The following is an 18,456-nucleotide window of genomic DNA, read 5'->3' as shown; positions in this document are numbered from 1 at the left end:
ATTCAGAAGTACCAGGGGTAGGGGGTCCAGTCGGGGGCGCGCTTTTCCAGGAAGGAGTCGCGGCCTTCTATCGCCTCGTCGGTCATGTATGCCATCCGCGTCGCTTCCCCGGCGAACAACTGCTGGCCGACGAGTCCGTCGTCGGCCAGGTTGAAGGCGTATTTGAGCATGCGCTGGGCCTGGGGTGATTTGCCGTTGATGGCTTCGGCCCATTCCAGTGCGACGTTCTCCAGTTCGGCGTGGTCGACCACTTCGTTGACCGCGCCCATGGCGTGCATGTCCTCGGCGGTGTAGGTGCGGCCGAGAAAGAAGATCTCGCGGGCGAACTTCTGGCCGACCAGTTTGGCGAGGTAGGCACTGCCGTAGCCACCATCGAAGCTGCCGACGTCGGCGTCGGTCTGTTTGAAACGCGCGTGTTCGCGGCTGGCGAGGGTGAGGTCGCAGACGACGTGCAGACTGTGACCGCCACCGGCGGCCCAGCCGTTGACCAGTGCGATCACGATCTTGGGCATGAACCGGATGAGCCGCTGGACCTCCAGGATGTGCAGCCGTCCGGCGCGCGCCTTGTCCACGGTGTCGGCGGTATCGCCGCTGGCGTACTGGTAGCCGCTGCGGCCGCGGATGCGCTGGTCGCCACCGGAGCAGAACGCCCAGCCGCCGTCCTTCGGGCTGGGGCCGTTGCCGGTGAGCAGGACGGCCCCGACATCGGCGGTCGTCCGGGCGTGTTCGAGGACGGCGAAGAGTTCGTCGACCGTATGCGGGCGGAAGGCATTGCGCACTTCCGGGCGGTCGAATGCGATCCGGACGGTGCCCTGTTCGATGTGGCGGTGGTAGGTGATGTCGGTCAGGTTCTCGAACTCGGCCACTTCGCGCCACAGCGTCGGATTGAACGTCATGGGGGTGATTACACCAGGCCCGGTGGGGCCGCCGGTGGGCCGTTGAGTTCACCACATCTGACCCGAAACGTTTGGACGCTGTATAACCCGGAGTTACGGTGCGTATATGAGCGAGCAGACCCAGCCGACGATCGACGACAGCGCTGTCGACGAGGATCGGGCAGCGCAGGAGCGGTCAGCGCCCGGAGGCGGCAGCGCAGCGTCACCACGGAGGGTGCCCGCTCATGCGCCTCAGGAATACGAGCGGCACGGCGGGTTCCCCAAGGTCACCCCGGCCCGGGTGGGCCCGGAATTCGGCGAATTCGTCGAGGCCATGCGCACGCTCCAAGACCTCGCCGTCTCCGCGGACGCCCCCGCCGAGGTCTACGGAGCGGCCCGCGACCAGGTGAACGCGCTCATCGATCTGCTCGGGCCGTACCGGGCGCCGGAGCAGCAGGGCCCGGCCGGCCGGGCCGTCGAACTGCCCGGGCGCGGCAGTCTGCTCCTGCTGCCCTGGCGTACGGTCTCGGCCGGACCCGACGGCATCGTCATGCAGGGTGTGTTCCGGCGGTTCCATCTCGGTGGGAACGCCGCCGCGCACGGCGGTGTGCTCCCGCTGCTGTTCGACGACCTGTTCGGGATGACCGTGCACTACGCCGGGCGGCCGATCAGCCGGACCGCCTTCTTGCACGTGAACTACCGCAAGGTGACTCCGCTCGATACGCCGCTGACGGTACGCGGCCGGGTCGAGCGCATCGAGGGCCGCAAAACCTTCATCAGTGCCGAACTCGTCGACGAGGAAGGCACCGTACTGGCCGACAGTGAAGGGCTCATGGTTCAACTTCTGCCCTGGCAGCCGTGATCGCAGCGTCCCGGCGGCATCGCCACGGCGGTATCCGGGGCGGGGTCGGGGCTTTCGCTTCCCGTGTGTGACGAGTGGCCCGGCCGATCGTGCTGGTGGGACCGGGTGTGGCGGGGTAGGTCCGGGTGAATCACGCGGTGCCGTAACACTTCCGTCGTTGCGGAGGCGTCATCTCCGTCTGTTGCTTACCCATGCGGGGCGAAAAGTACTCCTGTGGGCGGTGCGTATAGTTGCGTTGCCCGTCCATACGAGTACTGATCCGGAGGATCCTTAAATTGGTTGCAGCACTGTCTGAATCACTGCTTGACGAGGCCACGCGCCCGGCCTTCCTCGCCGACGCCGTCCAGGTCCTGGACGCCGAGGTCTCCGATAAGGGTGGTGCGTCGGGTCTGGCCGTGAAGGGTGGGTACGCGGCGGTGAAGAAGATCAGCCCGTCGATCGTGCCCGACGCCCTGGAATCGCTGGCCCCCAAGCTGCTCGAGCAGCTTCAGCCGTACTGGAGTGAGTTCCAGGCCGGTGGCGCCGGCACCTTCGGTGAGCTGCTGAGCTCCAAGGGTGACGAGGTCGCCGAGTCCCTGCTGACCGTCACCGACGCGCGTGCCGCGAGCTCCAGCCGCCCGGCCCTGCAGAAGGTGTACAACTCGATGCGTTCCTCGGCCAAGAAGAACGTCATCGAGGCGCTGCCGCGGGTCGGCGACCTGGTGCAGAAGCACGCCGGCTGACCGACGTGTGATACGACCGCGCGTGCGCGCGGCACGTGGGGGGCCTCGACGACGAGGTCCCCGACGGGGGGAGTTTCAGGGGGTTGGATGTCCGGCGCGCGCTCTCGGCGGCGTGGAGCCGCCGGGCTTTCCACGCCGCGTGCGGCCACGACTCATTGGTGTGAGCAGGGCGACGCCGACGCGACGTCCGTGGTCTGACAATCTAGAGGCGTGAATCCGTCAACAGCGCAGGCGCGGGTGGTCGTCGACGAACTCGCACGCGGTGGGGTTCGGGAAGTCGTATTGTGTCCCGGCTCGCGTAACGCTCCGCTGGCGTTCGCCCTCCAGGCCGCCGACGCCGCCGGACGGCTCCGGTTGCATATGCGGGTCGACGAGCGGACCGCCGGATTCCTGGCGATCGGCCTGGCCATCGCCTCGGGAGCCCCGGTTCCGGTGGTGATGACCTCGGGCACCGCGGTGGCCAATCTGGGACCCGCCGTAATGGAGGCCAATTACGCGCGGGTTCCGCTGATCGTGCTCAGTGCAAACCGTCCGTACGAGATGCTGGGCACCGGCGCCAACCAGACCGTCGAACAGCTCGGTCTGTTCGGCAGTCAGGTCCGCACGACCATCAGCCTGGGACTCGCCGAAGCCGAGCCGGTCGCCGATTATCCGAAGCAGAACAGCGTCTGGCGCTCCGCGGTGTGCCGGGTGCTGGCGGCCGCGCGCGGAATCCGCTCGGGCAATGCCGGACCGGTGCATTTCGATATTCCGCTGCGCGAACCGCTGGTTCCGGATTCACTGGACGCCGAGAAGCTCCCGGCCGGGCGCGACACCGAGCAGCCCTGGACGGAAACCCAGTACGCCACCCTCGATGTGCCGCTCGATATCGACCTCGGCCCCGATACCGTGGTGATCTCCGGGCACGGTGCCGGTTTGCACACCGAACTGGCGGCGTTGCCGACGGTCGCCGAGCCCACCGCGCCGGTGCACGGTCCGGCCCTGCATCCGCTGGCATTACCGCTGCTCGAGCCCCGCCAGGCGATCATCACCGGACGGCCGACACTGCACCGGCAGGTCTCCCGGGTGCTGGCCGATCCCGAGGTCAGGGTGTACGCGCTGACCACCGGTCCGCGCTGGCCCGACGTCTCGGGCAATGTGGTCGGTACCGGCACCCGCGCGGTGACGACCGGGACGCCCGATCCGCAGTGGCTGGCCCGCTGCCGTGATCTGGACCGGCGGGCCCACTCGGTGGTACGCGACGAGCTGTGCAGGAACATGAAGCCCACCGGCCTGCACGTGGCCGCGGTGGTGATGGATGCGCTGCGCGATGGCGATCAATTGCTGTTGGGGGCCTCGAATCCGGTGCGCGACGCCGCGCTGGTGTCGACACCGCGCCCCGGCGTCCAGGTGCTGTCCAACCGGGGGGTGGCCGGTATCGACGGCACGGTGTCCGCGGCGGTGGGCGCGGCACTGCACCATCGGGGTCGCACCATCGCGTTGATCGGGGATCTCACCTTCCTGCACGACGCCTCCGGTCTGTTGATCGGGCGCGGCGAACCACGCCCGGAGGATCTGACCATCGTGGTCGCCAACGACGACGGGGGCGGGATCTTCGAACTTCTCGAACAGGGCGACCCCCAGTACGCCGGTGTGTTCGAGCGGGTGTTCGGGACGCCGCACGGGATGGATCTGTCGGCCCTGTGCGCGGCCTACCGGATCCCGCACCGGCAGGTCGGGCTGGACGAACTGGAGATCGAGCTCACCGGGCAGGCGACCGGGTTCCGAGTGCTGGAGGTGGTCACCAGCCGTGCCGGGTTGCGTGATCTGCACGCGGCGCTGCGCGCGAATGTAGGGGCCTCCGCGTAACCTCCGCCTTTGTCCCGGCCGTGCCCGGCCGTATCGAATCGGTTTCGGCCACAGCTGCGCCGGGTGCGATCCTCGCCGATAGGCGCTCGGTATCTTTTGCCGCGCGGCCGGTGAGTTCCTCCGGCCGGGTTCGTCGGTACAGGTGGATCCACCCACCCCGAGGAGCTTTGATGCAACCCGAATTCGATCTCTCGCAGGCGGCCGCCGCGCTCGCCGATATCGTCGCCGCGATCGGCGACGAGCAGCTCGACGCCGGTACTCCCGCCGGTCTTCCGGTCCGCGCGATTGTGGAACATGTCGGTGGCCTGGCCGAGGCGTTCCGGGCGGCCGCCACCAAGGAGGCGGTCGGGGGGTCCGCGGCGCCGCAGTTCGATTCCGGCGCGGCCCTGGCGCCGGATTGGCGGGTTCGTATTCCCGCGCAGTTGAAGGCTCTCGCCGGAGCCTGGCAGGAGCCCGGGGCATGGGAGGGCGAGACAGAGGCGGGCGGCGTGACCATGCCGGCGGCGGTCACCGCGCGGGTCGCGCTGGACGAATTGGTCATCCACTCGTGGGATCTGGCGCGGGCCACCGGCCGCGACGTCGAGGTGGCCGATATCGATCTCGCGGTGCTGCTGGAGTTCCTGAAGGACACACCCCCGGAGGGCACGCCCGGACTCTTCGGCCCGGTGGTACCGGTCGGACCCGGCGCTCCGGCCCTGCACCGGGTGCTGGGGCTCACCGGGCGAGATCCGTTCTGGATTCCCAAAGCGCGGTGAGCGGCTGCCCGAGTGCTGTGGCGACCGTCCAGGCGGTTCATGCGCCGGTGCGGCCGAATATCCCGGCTGCGGCCGCGTTCGCCGCGGTTTCGGCTGCCGTCCGGGCGGCCTCGTCGTCGATGGGATCACCGCTGGCCAGCAACCGGTAGTAGAGCGGGCCGGAGACGGCGGTGAGGACCGCGCGGGGGTCGGTTCCGGCCGGCACCTCCCCGCGGGCGACGGCAGCGGTGATACAGGGCGACCATTCGGCGAGCCGGACGTCGTAGAACCGGCGCAGCGCCACGGCTGTGGTCTCGTCGCAGGTCGCGGCGGCGATCACGGCGCGGAACAGGCGGCTCTGCCGAGGGTCGGCGAGGGTTTTCGCGACCAGGCGGGCATTGGCGGTCAGATCGCCGATCAGGGAGCCCGTATCGGCGCGCGGTAGCGACTGTTCGGCCATATCCACCAGAAGGTCGGCGATGAGCCCGGTCGGAGTGCGCCAGCGACGGTAGACGGTCGTTTTGCCGACCTCGGCGCGTGCGGCCACCTCGGTGAGGTCGAGGCGGGCGAAGCCGTGTTCGGCCAGCAGATCGCCCGCGACCTGCAGTACCGCGGCGCGGACGCGCGCGGTACGGCCGCCGGGCCGCACCGAGCCGGGAGCGGCCAGCTCAGGATCCATAACGGGACTCCAGTTTCATTTATCGCTCGATGGGTGTAGCTTCGAATTTGTTAACGAAACCATAGACCCTTTAGGAGTCGAGATGGAATACCGGCGGTTGGGTGCCTCAGGTCTGGTCGTTCCCGCGCTGAGCTTCGGCGCGGGCACCTTCGGCGGCCGCGGCGAATTGTTCGGCGCCTGGGGAGATACCGATGTCGACCAGGCTCGTCGGCTCGTGGATATCAGTCTCGACGCGGGCGTGACCATGTTCGATACGGCCGATGTCTATTCCGACGGCGCGTCCGAGCAGGTGCTGGGCGCGGCGATCCGCGGCAGACGCGATCGGCTGCTGCTGTCCACGAAGGCCGGGCTGCCCACCGGGCCGGGCCCCTTCGACGCCGGAACTGGTCGCGGGCGCCTGATCACCGCGGTGGAGGCTTCGCTGAAACGGCTCGGTGTGGACCATATCGATCTCTTCCAGCTACACGCCTTCGACGCCTACACCCCGGTCGAAGAGGTACTGCGCGCACTCGACGAGCTGGTGCACGCGGGCAAGATCCGCTACCTGGGCGCCTCCAATTTCGCGGGCTGGCAGCTGATGAAGTCGCTTGCCGCCACCGACCGCCACGGCCTGACCCGGTATATCGCCCATCAGGTGTACTACTCGCTGGCCGGTCGGGACTACGAATGGGAGCTCATGCCGCTGGGCCTGGCCGAAGGGGTCGGGGCGGTGGTGTGGAGCCCACTGGGCTGGGGCCGGCTCACCGGCAGGATCCGCCGGGGGCAACCACTGCCCGCGGGCAGCAGGCTGCACAAGACCGCCGAAGCGGGGCCCCCGGTGGATACCGAACATCTCTACAACGTGGTCGACGCGCTGGACGAGATCGCGGCCGAAACGGGTCGATCGGTACCGCAGATCGCGCTGAACTGGCTGCTCACCCGGCCCACCGTCGGCACCGTCATCGTCGGTGCGCGCAACGAGGAACAGTTGCGCCAGAACCTCGGGGCCGTCGGCTGGGAACTCACCGCCGACCAGCTGGCCCGGCTGGACGAGGCCAGCGCGCTCACCCCGCCCTACCCCTATTACCCGTACTACCGCCTGCCCGACTTCGCCCGGCTCAACCCGCCCGCCGCCTGAGCCGGGCCGTCAGTACACGTCCCGGACATAACGTTTCTCGGCGGTGAGCTGCTTCTTGAAGGCCAGGGCGCCGTCCTCGTCGAGTTTGCCGTGGACCCGGGCGATCCGCAGCAACGCGTCGTCCACATCCCGGGCCATTCGCGCGGCATCACCACAGACATAGAAGTGGGCGCCGTCGCGCAGCCACGACCACAGTTCGGCGCCGTGTTCGATCATGCGGTGCTGCACATAGATCCGTTCCCGCTGATCCCGGGAGAAGGCCAGGTCCAGCCGCGACAGATGGCCGGTGCGGAACATATCCTCCAACTCGGTCCGGTAGTAGAAATTCCGCGCGGCGTGCTGATCGCCGAAGAACAACCAATTGCGTCCCGTCGCCCCCAGCGCGCGCCGTTCGTGCAGGAAACCGCGGAAGGGAGCGATCCCGGTGCCCGGGCCGACCATGATCATCGGCACAGTGGGATCCGACGGCGGCCGGAAATGCGGTGCGCGATGCAGGAATATCGGTACCGCCGTGTCCGCGGCCCGGTCGGCGAGAAAAGTGGAGCAGACGCCGCCGCGCCGGGCCGCCGAGCCCGCGGCCGGGTCGCCGTAGCGCACGATGCCCACCGTCAGCTCGACCCGGTCGGGGCTCGTCAGCGGACTCGACGAGATCGAATATTGGCGCGGCTGCAGTTTTTTCAGCACGTCCAGCCATTCCACCAGGTCGGCACGGACGGGAAAGTCCCGCAGCACATCCACCAATTGGCGGTCCCACAGATAGGAGGCGAGTTCGTTGCGGTTGTCGCGGCGCAGCAGTTTGGCGAGCCGGTTGCTCGGGTTGTGCCCGGCGACGAATTCCAGCAGATCGCGCGAGACCCTGCTGATGTCGTAGCGGGTGCGCAGGGCCTGTTCCAGCGGCATCTCGCTAGCGTCGGCCGCTACCGTGCGACGGCCGTCCAGACCGGTCGCCGCCAGCCATTCCCCGACCAGCGATGGACAGTTGGTGGGCCAGACCCCGAGTGAATCGCCCACCTCGTACCGGGCGTCGAGCCCGGTGAGGTCGAAACCGATCCGCCGGACCTCCTTCGCGGCGTCAGGGGTGGTCAGTATCTCGTTGTCCAGGAGGGGCGCGGCGACCGGAGCGGTACGGGTGAACACCGCGGGTGCCACCCGCCGCACCGGTAGCGGGGCGGGAGCGGTTCGTTCCAGGACACCGATCGCGGTGGCACCGCCGGCAGACGCGCCGACAGTTCGGCGCGGAGTTCCACCGCCGGGGCCGGCGGCCGGGCCGGGTTCGCCCGGCTCGGACAGTGCGGTGATCACCGTGTCCAGCCAGTGTGCGCCCGGTTCGTCGAAATCGGGCTCACAGTCCTGGCGCGGTAACAGCCGGGTCGCGCCGCGGTCGGCGAACAGGGTGTCGAGTTTGCGGCCGTGGCCGCAGAAATCGTCGTAGGAGGAGTCTCCGAGCGCGAAGACCGCGTACCGCATACCGGTGAGCCGGACCGCGCTCTGCGCGAGCCGGGTCCAGAAGTCGGCCCCGTTGTCCGGTGGGCCGCCGTCACCGAATGTGCTGGTGACGACCAGTACATCATCGGTCAGTACGTCGAGTTCGCAGGAGTCCATATCGAGCAGCCGCGGCCGGAGCCCGGACTCGGTGAGCCGCGCGGCCACGGTCGCGGCGAAATCCTCGGCATTGCCGGTCTGGGAGGCCCACAGCACCGTTACCGTACGGGCCGGTGCCGCGGCCGGATCGCCGGTCGCCGGGTCCGCGGGAACTGCGCGCGAATACATACCGGCCAGCAGGCCGTCCACCCACAGCCGGCTCCGATCCGACAGCGGTGCCGACGCGGGCAGGACCGGCTGCCCACAGACCGGCAGCGACTGCAACGCGGCCAGATAACCACCCAGATAGATCCGTTCGGTTTCGCTCAGCGTCGGGGTGGCCGCGGTATCCAGGCCGAGCATCGTGGCCAGGGGATGTGGTCCGGTTGCGGTGGATTCCGGCGCGCTGAGCACCGTTTCCGGTCTCTGCGCCCGTTGCATCGGCGCGACCCTGCGCAAGGCGACCGCGCATGCCTTGAATTCCGGCTGCAGGGAATCGGAATCGACCGCGTCATTGGTCACCGCGTTGACGGTCAGGTATTCGCCCTGTTCGTCGTTCCAGTGGAAAGGCGCGAAACAGCCGCCCGGCCGCACCCGGTCGCTGATGCGGGCGGGCAGCACCGCGCGCCCGCGCCGCGAGGTGATCTCCAGTTCGTCACCCGGCGCCAGCCCGAGGGTACGAGCGTCGTCGGGATGGACTTCCACGAACGGTTCGCCGTTCAGCTTGCCGAGTTTGCCGACACGACCGGTCTTGGTCATCGAATGCCACTGATGCTGCAGCCGGCCCGTATTGAGCAGGAACGGGTAATCGTCGTCGGGCATTTCGCCGGGCAGCATATGTGGCCGCGGCCAGAAGACGGCGCGCCGGCTCGGGGTGGCGAACGCCAGCCGGGGTTCGTGGCCTTCGGGATCGGTGTAGCGCGGCCCGCTCACGCCGTCGTTCAGATAGCGAATCGGATTGCGGCGTTGCGCGGGGTCGGGGCACGGCCACTGCATCGGACCCTCGCGCAGCGCGTCGTAACTCATTCCGCTCAGGTCGTAGCCGGTGGCCGGATTGGCGAAGTGGCGCAGTTCGTCGAACACCTCGGCGTTAGAGGCGTACTCGAAGCCGGGGAACCCCATGGCGGTGGCCACCTGGGCGATCAACTGCCAGTCCGGCAGGGCCGCACCGGCCGGCTCGACCGCGTTTCGCAGCAGCGTGACATTGCGTTCGGAGTTCACCATCACCGCGTCCGATTCGGCCCACAGGGTGGCCGGCAGCAGGATATCGGCGTAGGTGTTGGTGGCGGTCTCGGTGTAGGCGTCCTGCGCGATAACCAGTTCCGCGGCTTCCAGTCCGGCGATCACCGTCTTCCGATTGGCGACGGTCGCCACCGGATTGGTACAGATGATCCAGGCCGCCTTGATGGTGCCCGCGGCGAGTTCGCGGAACATTTCGATGGTGCCGGGACCCGCCTCGGTGCGCAGTGTTCCCGGCGGCAGCTCCCAGGCGGCCTCGACGAAGGCGCGGTCGGCGGGATCGAGCAGACTCCGCTGGCCGGGCAGGCCGGGACCCATGTAGCCCATCTCGCGTCCGCCCATGGCGTTCGGCTGGCCGGTGAGCGAAAACGGTCCGCTACCCGGACGGCAGATGGCGCCCGTGGCCAGGTGCAGATTGCACAGCGCATTGGTGTTCCAGGTCCCGTGGGTCGACTGGTTGAGCCCCATGGTCCACAGGCTCATCCATTCCCCGGCCTCCGCGATCCAGCGCGCGGCGGTACGAATATCCGCCTCGGCCAGACCGGTCAGCTCCGCCACTGTCTCCGGCGGATATCCGGCGAGGAACTCCGGCATCGCGTCCCAGCCCTCGGTGTGCTCGTCGATGAATTCGGTATCGATATCACCGGCTTCGACCAGCAGATACAGCAGACCGTTGAGCAGGGCCAGATCCGTGCCGGGGGCGATCTGCAGGAACAGATCGGCGCGGGCGGCGGTATCGGTGCGCCGCGGATCCACCACGATCAGTTTCGCGCCCGCTTTGAGCCGGTCCGCCATGCGCAGGAACAGGATGGGGTGGCAGTCGGCCATATTCGCGCCGATCACGAAGAACAGGTCGGCGTGCTCGAAATCGTCGTAGGAACCCGGAGGCCCGTCGGCGCCCAGCGACTGTTTGTAGCCGGTGCCCGCACTGGCCATGCACAACCGGGAGTTCGCTTCCATATGGATGGTGCGCAGGTGACCTTTGGCGAGTTTCGTGGCCAGATACTGGGCCTCCAGCGACATCTGCCCCGAGACGTAGAGCGCGATGGCGTCGGGACCGTGCTCGTCCAGGATCCGCCGCAACCGGGTAGCGGTCTCGCGTACCGCATCGTCCACGCCGACCGGCTGCGGTGCGACGCCGCGTTCGGGCCGCAGATAGGCGGTCGACATCCGGCCCGGCGCCCGCATCAACTCCAGGTGGGTGGCTCCCTTGGTGCACAACCGCCCGGCATTCGACGGATGCAGTTTGTCCCCGCTGATCTTGGCGATCACCGGCGCGCCGGTGTCACCGGCCGCGGTGGTGACCTCGATTCCGCAGCCGACCCCGCAATAGGAGCACGCCGTCCTGGTCGTACCCGGCCGTTGCTCTCGGTGCCGATCGGCCATGAGCGAGGGCCCTGCGTGGTCACGCTGCGCTGCCGCCTCCGGGCCTGACTCGCTCCTGCCGTGTCGATCAGGCATGAGCGAGGGCCCTGCGTGGTCACGCTGCGCTGCCGCCTCCGGGCCTGACTCGCTCCTGCCGTGTGCCTCGGACATGACTCCGATCGTCCCCGCGGCCGATTTCCTCGGGTTTGCCCGATGTTATCGGTGGGTGACATTCCACTTCACCGGCGGAAATCACAGCTGTGAGGTTGATGAACCCGGCCGATACCGAGGTTCAGCCGCCGAGTTTGTATCCGCGGTGCAGGGCCACCACGCCGCCGGTCAGATTCCGCCATTTCACCCCGGACCACCCGGCTGCGGCCACCCGGCGGCCCAACTGCCGCTGGTTCGGCCACGCCCGGATGGATTCGGCCAGGTAGATGTAGGCGTCGGGATTACTGCTCACCGCTTGGGCCACCTTCGGCAGCGCCTTCATCAGGTATTCCATGTACAGGGTCCTGAACCCCGGAATGACCGGGGTGGAGAACTCACAGACGACCAGCCGGCCGCCGGGTTTGGTCACCCGCAGCATCTCCCGCAGCGCGAGATCGATGTCGGCCACATTGCGCAGCCCGAACGAGATGGTCACCGCGTCGAAGGAATTGTCGGCGAAGGGCAGCGCCATGGCGTCTCCGGCGACCATCGGCACCTTCCGAAACCGGCCCGCGGCCAGCATGCCCTGCGAGAAATCGGCGGCCACACACCATGCGCCGGAGCGGCCCAGCTCCACCGTGGACACCCCGGTTCCGGCGGCCAGGTCGAGCACCTGCTCCCCAGGGCGCGCAGCGATGGCCTTGCGGGTCATCCAACGCCAGTAGCGGTCCTGACCGGCCGAGATCACGGTGTTGGTCAGGTCGTATCGTCGCGCCACCCCGTCGAACATCGACGCGACCTCGTGCGGTTGTTTGTCCAGCGAGGCCCGGACCGATTGTGTTTTCACCACATCCCGACCCTAATAGGCGTCGCTGAGCGAAGCCCATTCGCAATCCGCACATGGCCGCAGCGAAACGCGGAGGTACGCCCGACCGCCTGCTCGGCGAATCCCATCCCCGGTCCGCGTACGGCCGGAGGGCAGGCGCAGCCCGGTGAGCCGAGGGCGGTCTTCGGCGTCCGGTCACGCCGAGCGTGACAACAGGTATCCGGTGCCGATCACTTCGGTGTAGTGGTTCATGAGTTCGGTGCAGAGGGCAGGCCACGTGCGGTGCAGGACCGATTTGCGGGCCGCGCCGGCGAACCGGTCGCGCAACTGCGTATCACGCAGCGCCGCGACGGTGCCGGGCAACAGTTCGGTGAAATCCCGCACCGGGAGCAGGTAGCCGTTGCGGCAGTGCGCGATCAGGTCACGCGGGCCGCCGGCATCGGGTCCGATCACCGGGACCCCCGACGCCAGCGCTTCCTGCACACCCTGGCAGAACGTCTCGTGCTCACCCGGATGCACCATCACGTCCAGGCTCGCGTAGGCCCGGGCGAGCTCACGGCCGCCGAGTTCGCCGGTGAAGATCGCGTCCGGCAACAGCGCGGCGAGTTTCTGCCGCTCCGGGCCGTCGCCCACGAGCACCAGCTGTACCGACGGGTCCTGGGCCAGCACCGAGAGCCGTTCCACATGCTTTTCCGGGGCCAACCGGCCGACAAACCCGACCAGGAGTTTCCCGGTTCCACCGCGCCACTGTCCGCGCAGTTCTTCGCTGCGGGCCGCCGGGGCGAACCGCACCGTATCGACGCCGCGACCCCAGGTGTGCACGCGGGGGATCCCGTACCGGGCCAGGTCCTGCACCGCGGCGCTCGACGGCGCCAGCGTCCGGACCGCGCCCTCGTGGATGCGTCGAGTCCAGCCCCAGGCTGCGCGGGCCGCCAGGCCCAGCCCGTAGCTCTTCGCGAAACCCGCCACATCGGTCTGGTACACCGCCACCGCGGGCAGGTCCAGCCGCAGTGCCGCTGCCATCCCGCCCGCGCCGAGCACGAACGGTGAGGCCAGATGCACCACATCGGGGTCGAAATCGTCCAGTACGCCGACCATGCCCGGCTGCGGCAGGCCCACCGGCAGCGAACTGATCTTCGGCACCATCACCGCCGGGACCCGGTGGACCGGGAATCGGCCGTGGTGCCGGGGCGCGGGCGGCTGTCCGCGCAGCGTATCGGGCGCGATGACGAGAGCGTCGTGCCCGTGCTGATGCAGATGATCCAGCACCCGCAGCACCGAGTTCACGACGCCGTTCATATTCGGGAGAAACGACTCCGCAACGATGGCTATGCGCACTCGCTCAGTCTGCGGGGCCGCGGTCCCCCGGGACGCGTCGCCGATATGACGCCGGATCGAAGATCGGGCGAACACTCATCGAACCGGTCGCCGCCCGCATCAACAGCCATAGCGTCGGCAGGGTGAGCGCCCAGATCACGGCCAGTACCGACAGCGCCGGCAGGACAGCGACCCGCACATCGCGGCCCGCGACCCGGACCAGGTCGGGATCGGCGCGGCTGTACTCGACATTGATCCGCTCGCCCGCGGTCAGGTTGGTGGGGTAGAGCACACCGACCTTGGGGTTGTGGGTGACGCCGTCGGGGGTCACGTACATCACGGCCGAGCGCAGCCGGCCCGCGGACAGCACCTCGCCGGTGGTTTCGCCCTTGTCGGATTCGATCAGATAGTCGTTGCGCCAGGCCGCGAGGAACAGCAGCACCACCAGCACGCTGACCGACACTGCGGTGATCACCACGCCGACGCACACCTTGCGCAATCGTTCGGCCCGGGCCGAACATGCGGCCGGGTCCGCCGCGCGCACCGGTTCGACACCGGGCTTCGGGTCCGCGACCGGCGGCGCGACCATCTCTGCCTGCTCGGGCACGCTGCCTCCTCCGGAATCGTTCGCGGCCGGGGCGGCGGTGCCCTCACGCGCACTGTCGCCCGGGTGGCCGGGGGCGCGCGGTCCGCGGCGGCTGGTTTCCGGCACCGCAACAGGCTAGCGGGGTCGGCTAGGGTGAGCGTTCATGGCCCGAAAATTCGGCTTCACCCTGTCCTATCCGATCCCGGTGTCCGACCTGCACGCCGCGCTCACCGGAGAAGAACTGTGGCGAGACCGGTTCGCCGGCGCCCCGACGGCCACCCTCGACCTGTCCCACCCCGGTGGCCCGGGCACCGCCCGTATCCAGATGAGCGAGACGATCCGGCAGGACAAGATCCCCGGCATCGTGCGCAAGGTGCTCAAGAGCGAACTGGTGGTCACCCGTATCGACTATTGGCAGCCCCTCGACGGGTCCACCGCCGCGGGAACCTTCGAAGGCAGTTCTTCGGGCATCACCTCGGAGATGAAGGGCAGCTACGAACTGCGCCCCACCGCGGAAGGCTCGGAGGTCGTGGTCTCCGGTTCGGTGAAGGTCAAGGTTCCGCTGGTCGGCGGGGCCATCGAACCGCTCGCCGAGCAGTTGCAGCGGCGGGTCGCCGAGAGCGAACGCATGTACATCGTCAAATGGTTCGAAGATCGCGCCCAGGCCTGACAGTCCTTCGGGGCCGCGCGGTACGCGCGGCCCCGAAGGTACGCCGGAATCGGGCCGGCGGCTTCAGAGTTCCGCGCCGCCAGGGTCCATCGCCGCGGCGGCGGCCGTCGAATCGAACTCCTTCGGCTCCACCAGCACCAGCCAGTTCCCCGAATTGTCCCGGAACACCGCTTCTACACCGTAGGGCCGCTCCGACGGGGGTTGGACGAAATCGACACCCTTCGCGGTGAGTTCCGCATAGGCCTTACGGCAGTCCTGCGTGCTCAGTCCCAGCGAGCCGTGGCTGCCGCCTGCCAGCGACCTGCTGATCGCGTCGGCGAGGTTATCGTCCAGGGGCGGTCCGGGCAGCATCAACGTGACCTCGAGTTCCCGGTGATCGGGGTGGGCGATGGTCACCCAGCGGAAACCGTTGTCCCCCATCCGGATATCGGCGGTCTCCACAAAGCCGAGGGTGTCGATGTACCAGTTCTTGGCCGCTGTCTGATCGGTCACGTACACGGTGACCAGGGAGATATTCGAAATAATCGAAGGCATGGTCTGAGACTATGGGCGGGCCGGGCCGCCGGGCTTCTCCGAAATTGCGGTATCGCGCCGGCGATCGGACAACCCGTGCATGAAGATGTAGCAGCCCGGGATCCGGGGCGCGCCGTCGGCGAATTTCGCCTGGTACTCCGAGGGCGAAACCCCCACCGATTCGGTGAATTTCCGAGAGAACGAGCCCAGGCTGCTGTAGCCGACCAGCAGGCACACCTCGGTCACCGTGGTGTTGGTGGCACGCAGCAGATCCTGCGCGCGCTCGATCCGGCGCTCGGCCAGATATACCGCGGGCGTCCTGCCGTAGGTGGCCGCGAAACAGCGCAGGAAATGGTATTTCGATACCCCGGCGGCCGCGGCCATACCGTCGAGGTCCAGCGGCCGCGCGTACTCGCGATCGACGAGATCACGGGCCCGCCGCAGATGCGGGAGCAGATCCCGCGGTACCGGCCGCACCACCACGGCCGCCTAGCAGAAGGGCGCGAGGTCGTCGAACCGCATCGACGCCCGGCCCGCGGTGCGCCACGCGCGGGCGGTGAGGTCCACATCCTCGTCGGTGACCAGATTGCCCATCACCCTGACCGCGGTGCGCTGCAGAAGTTTCGAACGCATCACCGGTGGGCCGCCGATCGGGACCATCCGCGGGTGGGTGGCCAGGCCGGCGATCCGTCGCGCCACCGAGTAGGTGCGGCCGTATTTCGCGCGCAGCAGCTCCGGCCATACCCGGGTGAGGTCGGGCTCGTCCAGCAGCCCGGCGAGCATATGCCCGCCCTCCAGGCCGTAGTCGATTCCCTCGCCGTTCAACGGATTCACACAGCCGGCGGCATCGCCGAGCAGCGCCCAGTTGCGGCCCGCGATATGGGAGACCGCCCCGCCCATCGGCAGCAGCGCCGAGGAGACCGCGCGCACCGAACCGCTCAGCTCCCACTCGTCGCGGCGCAGCTCGGTGTAGTGCTCGAGCAGTGGTTTCAACGCGATATGCGAGGGCCTGCGTTCGGTGGCCAGCGAGCCGACGCCGATGTTGACCTCGCCGTTGGCCAGCGGGAACACCCAGCCGTAGCCGGGTACCAGCTCACCCTCGGCATTGCGCAACTCGAGATGCGAGGTGATCCACTGATCATCGCTGCGGCCGGAGGAGATGTAGGCGCGCGCCGCCACTCCGTAGGCGTAGCGCCGATGCCAGGTGCGGCCGAGCAGTTTGCCGACCGGGGACCGCACCCCGTCGGCCACTATCAGGGTCCGGCAGCCGATCTCGTGCGAAGCCGTGCCCACCTGTACGGTCACGCCGGTCACCCGGTCGCCGTCACGCGCCACCGCTACGACCTTCGCGCCGTCGCGCATCCGCGCCCCGGATTTCACCGCGGTATCGCGCAGTTTGTCGTCCAGTTCGGTGCGCGGGATCGCACTACCGTAGGTGGGGAACGAACCACCCGGCCACGGCAGCAACGCCTCGGCGCCGAAACCGGTCATCCGCAGACCATGGTTGACGGTATGCGCCCGCACCCATTCGCCCAGCCCGAGATGCTCGAGCTCCGCGGTGGCCCGCGGGGTCAGGCCGTCACCGCAGGTCTTGTCCCGGGGGAAGGTCGCGGAATCCACCAGCAGCACATCGCGACCCGCGCGCGCGGCCCACGCCGCGGCCGCCGAACCTGCGGGGCCCGCGCCCACCACCAGCACCTCGACGTGCGCGGGCAGCGCGTCCCGGTCGGCTTCGGAAGGTGTGGCTTCGGGTGCACCCATGCGGTCAATAGTTACAGGCAGTCGCCGGCGCTGTCGATGGCGGTACCGTGCACAGCATGAGCGTGTCGGGCCCGGAGGCGGTAGCGGAGCGTGACCACGGAGGGCCCTCGCTCATGCTCGATCAATACAGCATGAGCGTGTCGGGCCCGGAGGCGGTAGCGGAGCGTGACCACGGAGGGCCCTCGCTCATGCTCGGTCAATACAGTGACGGTGTTCATGGGCGTTCCGACGTGAACACGCTAGGTTCATCACCGTGGGGTCGGACGCATCCTTGGGAGAAGGTATGAGCACATCTGCTGTGAGCGAAGCCGGCACGGTGGTGGCGGGGGTGGACCTCGGGGACCCTGCGCTCGCCGAGACCGTACGCAACGGCCTCGACGAAGTAGAGAAACTGCTGGTCGAGGAGCTGTCCTCCGGGGCCGCCTTCCTCCAGGAGGCCGCGCTGCACCTGGCCAAGGCCGGCGGTAAACGATTCCGGCCGCTGTTCACCATTCTCACCGGCCAGCTGGGCCCCCGCCCCGGCGATCCGGATCTCGTCACCGCGGGCACCGTGGTCGAGCTCGTCCACCTGGCCACGCTCTACCACGACGACGTCATGGACGAGGCCACCATGCGCCGCGGCGCGACGAGCGTGAACTCCCGCTGGGGCAACAGTGTGGCCATCCTCGCCGGGGACTATCTCTTCGCGCACGCCTCCCGGCTGACCTCCACCCTCGGTCCCGACGCCGTCCGCATCATCGCCGAAACCTTCGCCGAACTGGTCACCGGGCAGATGCGCGAAACCATGGGCGCCCGCGAGGAGAGCGACCCCGTCGCCCACTATCTGCGCGTGGTCTGGGAGAAAACCGGTTCGCTGATCGCGGCCTCCGGTCGCTTCGGCGGTACCTTCTCCGGCGCGGACAGCGACCATGTGGAACGCCTGGCCCGCCTCGGTGACGCCGTAGGCACCGCCTTCCAGATCTCCGACGACATCATCGATATCTCCTCCGAATCGGCCCAGTCCGGCAAGACTCCGGGCACCGACCTACGTGAGGGTGTCCACACCCTCCCGGTCCTGTACGCCCTGCGCGACGAAGGTCCCGACGGCGACCGTCTCCGCACCCTGCTGGCCAAGCCCTTGGAATCGGATGCCGAGGTGGCCGAAGCACTGGAACTGCTCGGTCGTTCCCCGGGTATGACCCGGGCGAAGGAGAAACTGCGCGAATACGCCGATATCGCCCACGCCGAGCTGAAGGCCCTGCCGCCAGGCCCGGCCAATGATGCTCTGGTGCAGTTGGTCCAGTACACGATCGAACGGGTCGGCTGAGTATTCGGCGCGGGGCGCGGACAGGTCCGTGAAGGTGAGGGGGTGGGCTTGCTTGCGACGTTGGGTGTGCACTTGCTTGCGCGGGTGGGGGTGGGCTTGCTTGTGAATGGGGGATGGACCCCGTTGTGAAGGTGCGGGGCGGGCTTGCTCGCGAAGGTCGGAGACGGACGTGCCCATGATGTGCGGGTGAGGCCCTGTCGTGAAAGGTCCAGGTGGGGCCCTGTCGTGAAAGGTCTAGGTGGGGCCCTGTCGTGAAGGTGAGGGGGTGGGCTTGCTCGTGAAGGTGGAGAGGCGGGCTTGCTCGT

At 68.5% G+C, this 18,456-nt stretch carries 16 protein-coding genes; 7 read left to right on the top strand and 9 right to left on the bottom strand.

Annotated features, from left to right (window positions below):
- Positions 1–2 precede the first annotated feature (2 nt).
- Complete coding sequence (locus NS4_RS28335) at positions 3–896, bottom strand: 1,4-dihydroxy-2-naphthoyl-CoA synthase (RefSeq protein WP_063062548.1); 894 nt, start codon at positions 894–896, stop codon at positions 3–5.
- 106 nt (positions 897–1,002) lie between these two features.
- Between NS4_RS28335 and NS4_RS28330 the strand changes: the two genes are divergently transcribed.
- The 4 genes from NS4_RS28330 (at position 1,003) to NS4_RS28315 (ending at position 5,062) form a co-directional block, all read left to right on the top strand.
- Positions 1,003–1,737: a PaaI family thioesterase gene (locus NS4_RS28330; RefSeq protein WP_084487806.1), complete on the top strand. Its 735-nt coding sequence runs from the start codon at positions 1,003–1,005 to the stop codon at positions 1,735–1,737.
- Positions 1,738–2,012: 275 nt separating this feature from the next.
- Entirely contained in the window at positions 2,013–2,459 is a 447-nt protein-coding gene (locus tag NS4_RS28325; RefSeq protein ID WP_063062546.1) for a DUF6918 family protein, read from the top strand.
- Between the two features lie 210 nt (positions 2,460–2,669).
- Positions 2,670–4,307, top strand: coding sequence for a 2-succinyl-5-enolpyruvyl-6-hydroxy-3-cyclohexene-1-carboxylic-acid synthase (gene menD / locus NS4_RS28320; RefSeq protein ID WP_063062545.1), 1,638 nt, complete (start codon positions 2,670–2,672; stop codon positions 4,305–4,307).
- Positions 4,308–4,477: 170 nt separating this feature from the next.
- Positions 4,478–5,062 carry a TIGR03086 family metal-binding protein gene (locus tag NS4_RS28315; RefSeq protein WP_063062544.1) on the top strand — a complete coding sequence of 195 codons (585 nt, stop codon included), beginning with the start codon at positions 4,478–4,480 and terminating at the stop codon, positions 5,060–5,062.
- A gap of 37 nt (positions 5,063–5,099) precedes the next feature.
- Here the strand turns inward: NS4_RS28315 and NS4_RS28310 are convergent, their stop codons facing one another.
- Complete coding sequence (locus NS4_RS28310; RefSeq protein ID WP_063062543.1) at positions 5,100–5,720, bottom strand: TetR/AcrR family transcriptional regulator; 621 nt, start codon at positions 5,718–5,720, stop codon at positions 5,100–5,102.
- A gap of 82 nt (positions 5,721–5,802) precedes the next feature.
- Here NS4_RS28310 and NS4_RS28305 point away from each other — a divergent pair, with 82 nt between their 5' ends.
- Positions 5,803–6,837 (top strand): aldo/keto reductase, encoded by a 1,035-nt coding sequence (locus NS4_RS28305; RefSeq protein ID WP_063062542.1) that lies wholly within the window; start codon positions 5,803–5,805, stop codon positions 6,835–6,837.
- A 9-nt stretch (positions 6,838–6,846) separates the two neighbouring features.
- Here the strand turns inward: NS4_RS28305 and NS4_RS28300 are convergent, their stop codons facing one another.
- From NS4_RS28300 to NS4_RS28285, 4 genes are all read right to left on the bottom strand, one after another.
- Positions 6,847–11,043, bottom strand: a complete 4,197-nt coding sequence (locus NS4_RS28300) for a bifunctional nitrate reductase/sulfite reductase flavoprotein subunit alpha (protein WP_063062541.1) — start codon at positions 11,041–11,043, stop codon at positions 6,847–6,849.
- Between the two features lie 271 nt (positions 11,044–11,314).
- Entirely contained in the window at positions 11,315–12,022 is a 708-nt protein-coding gene (locus NS4_RS28295; RefSeq protein ID WP_084487805.1) for a demethylmenaquinone methyltransferase, read from the bottom strand.
- A gap of 171 nt (positions 12,023–12,193) precedes the next feature.
- On the bottom strand, positions 12,194–13,336 hold the full coding sequence (locus tag NS4_RS28290; protein ID WP_084487807.1) for a glycosyltransferase family 4 protein: 1,143 nt from the start codon (positions 13,334–13,336) through the stop codon (positions 12,194–12,196).
- A gap of 4 nt (positions 13,337–13,340) precedes the next feature.
- Positions 13,341–13,904, bottom strand: coding sequence for a DUF3592 domain-containing protein (locus NS4_RS28285; protein ID WP_245665799.1), 564 nt, complete (start codon positions 13,902–13,904; stop codon positions 13,341–13,343).
- A 160-nt stretch (positions 13,905–14,064) separates the two neighbouring features.
- Here NS4_RS28285 and NS4_RS28280 point away from each other — a divergent pair, with 160 nt between their 5' ends.
- On the top strand, positions 14,065–14,571 hold the full coding sequence (locus NS4_RS28280) for a DUF2505 domain-containing protein (RefSeq protein WP_063062539.1): 507 nt from the start codon (positions 14,065–14,067) through the stop codon (positions 14,569–14,571).
- A gap of 63 nt (positions 14,572–14,634) precedes the next feature.
- Here NS4_RS28280 and NS4_RS28275 read toward each other — a convergent pair whose 3' ends face one another.
- Genes NS4_RS28275 through NS4_RS28265 form a run of 3 tightly spaced genes read right to left on the bottom strand, consistent with a single transcriptional unit; the run spans position 14,635 to position 16,845 of the window.
- The gene (locus NS4_RS28275; RefSeq protein WP_063062550.1) at positions 14,635–15,096 is read right to left on the bottom strand and encodes a VOC family protein; all 462 of its coding nucleotides are present in this window, start codon (positions 15,094–15,096) and stop codon (positions 14,635–14,637) included.
- Between the two features lie 18 nt (positions 15,097–15,114).
- Positions 15,115–15,564, bottom strand: coding sequence for a helix-turn-helix transcriptional regulator (locus NS4_RS28270; RefSeq protein ID WP_063062549.1), 450 nt, complete (start codon positions 15,562–15,564; stop codon positions 15,115–15,117).
- A 9-nt stretch (positions 15,565–15,573) separates the two neighbouring features.
- Entirely contained in the window at positions 15,574–16,845 is a 1,272-nt protein-coding gene (locus NS4_RS28265; RefSeq protein ID WP_063062538.1) for a geranylgeranyl reductase family protein, read from the bottom strand.
- 283 nt (positions 16,846–17,128) lie between these two features.
- On the opposite strand from NS4_RS28265, the gene NS4_RS28260 reads away from it, so the two are divergent.
- The gene (locus tag NS4_RS28260) at positions 17,129–18,151 is read left to right on the top strand and encodes a polyprenyl synthetase family protein (RefSeq protein WP_063062537.1); all 1,023 of its coding nucleotides are present in this window, start codon (positions 17,129–17,131) and stop codon (positions 18,149–18,151) included.
- Positions 18,152–18,456: the final 305 nt, after the last annotated feature.

This window comes from Nocardia sienata NBRC 100364 (assembly GCF_001613205.1).
GTDB lineage: Bacteria > Actinomycetota > Actinomycetes > Mycobacteriales > Mycobacteriaceae > Nocardia > Nocardia sienata.
Note: the sequence above shows the minus strand (reverse complement) of the source record. Positions and strands in the feature narration are given on the sequence as shown.

Bases quoted from the DNA above. Each gene is read 5' to 3' on its own strand.
- NS4_RS28335 (WP_063062548.1), bottom strand. From the start codon at position 896: ATGACGTTCAATCCGACGCTGTGGCGCGAAGTGGCCGAGTTCGAGAAC.
- NS4_RS28330 (WP_084487806.1), top strand. From the start codon at position 1,003: ATGAGCGAGCAGACCCAGCCGACGATCGACGACAGCGCTGTCGACGAG.
- NS4_RS28315 (WP_063062544.1), top strand. From the start codon at position 4,478: ATGCAACCCGAATTCGATCTCTCGCAGGCGGCCGCCGCGCTCGCCGAT.
- NS4_RS28310 (WP_063062543.1), bottom strand. From the start codon at position 5,720: ATGGATCCTGAGCTGGCCGCTCCCGGCTCGGTGCGGCCCGGCGGCCGT.
- NS4_RS28305 (WP_063062542.1), top strand. From the start codon at position 5,803: ATGGAATACCGGCGGTTGGGTGCCTCAGGTCTGGTCGTTCCCGCGCTG.
- NS4_RS28300 (WP_063062541.1), bottom strand. From the start codon at position 11,043: ATGGCCGATCGGCACCGAGAGCAACGGCCGGGTACGACCAGGACGGCG.
- NS4_RS28285 (WP_245665799.1), bottom strand. From the start codon at position 13,904: ATGGTCGCGCCGCCGGTCGCGGACCCGAAGCCCGGTGTCGAACCGGTG.
- NS4_RS28280 (WP_063062539.1), top strand. From the start codon at position 14,065: ATGGCCCGAAAATTCGGCTTCACCCTGTCCTATCCGATCCCGGTGTCC.
- NS4_RS28265 (WP_063062538.1), bottom strand. From the start codon at position 16,845: ATGGGTGCACCCGAAGCCACACCTTCCGAAGCCGACCGGGACGCGCTG.
- NS4_RS28260 (WP_063062537.1), top strand. From the start codon at position 17,129: ATGAGCACATCTGCTGTGAGCGAAGCCGGCACGGTGGTGGCGGGGGTG.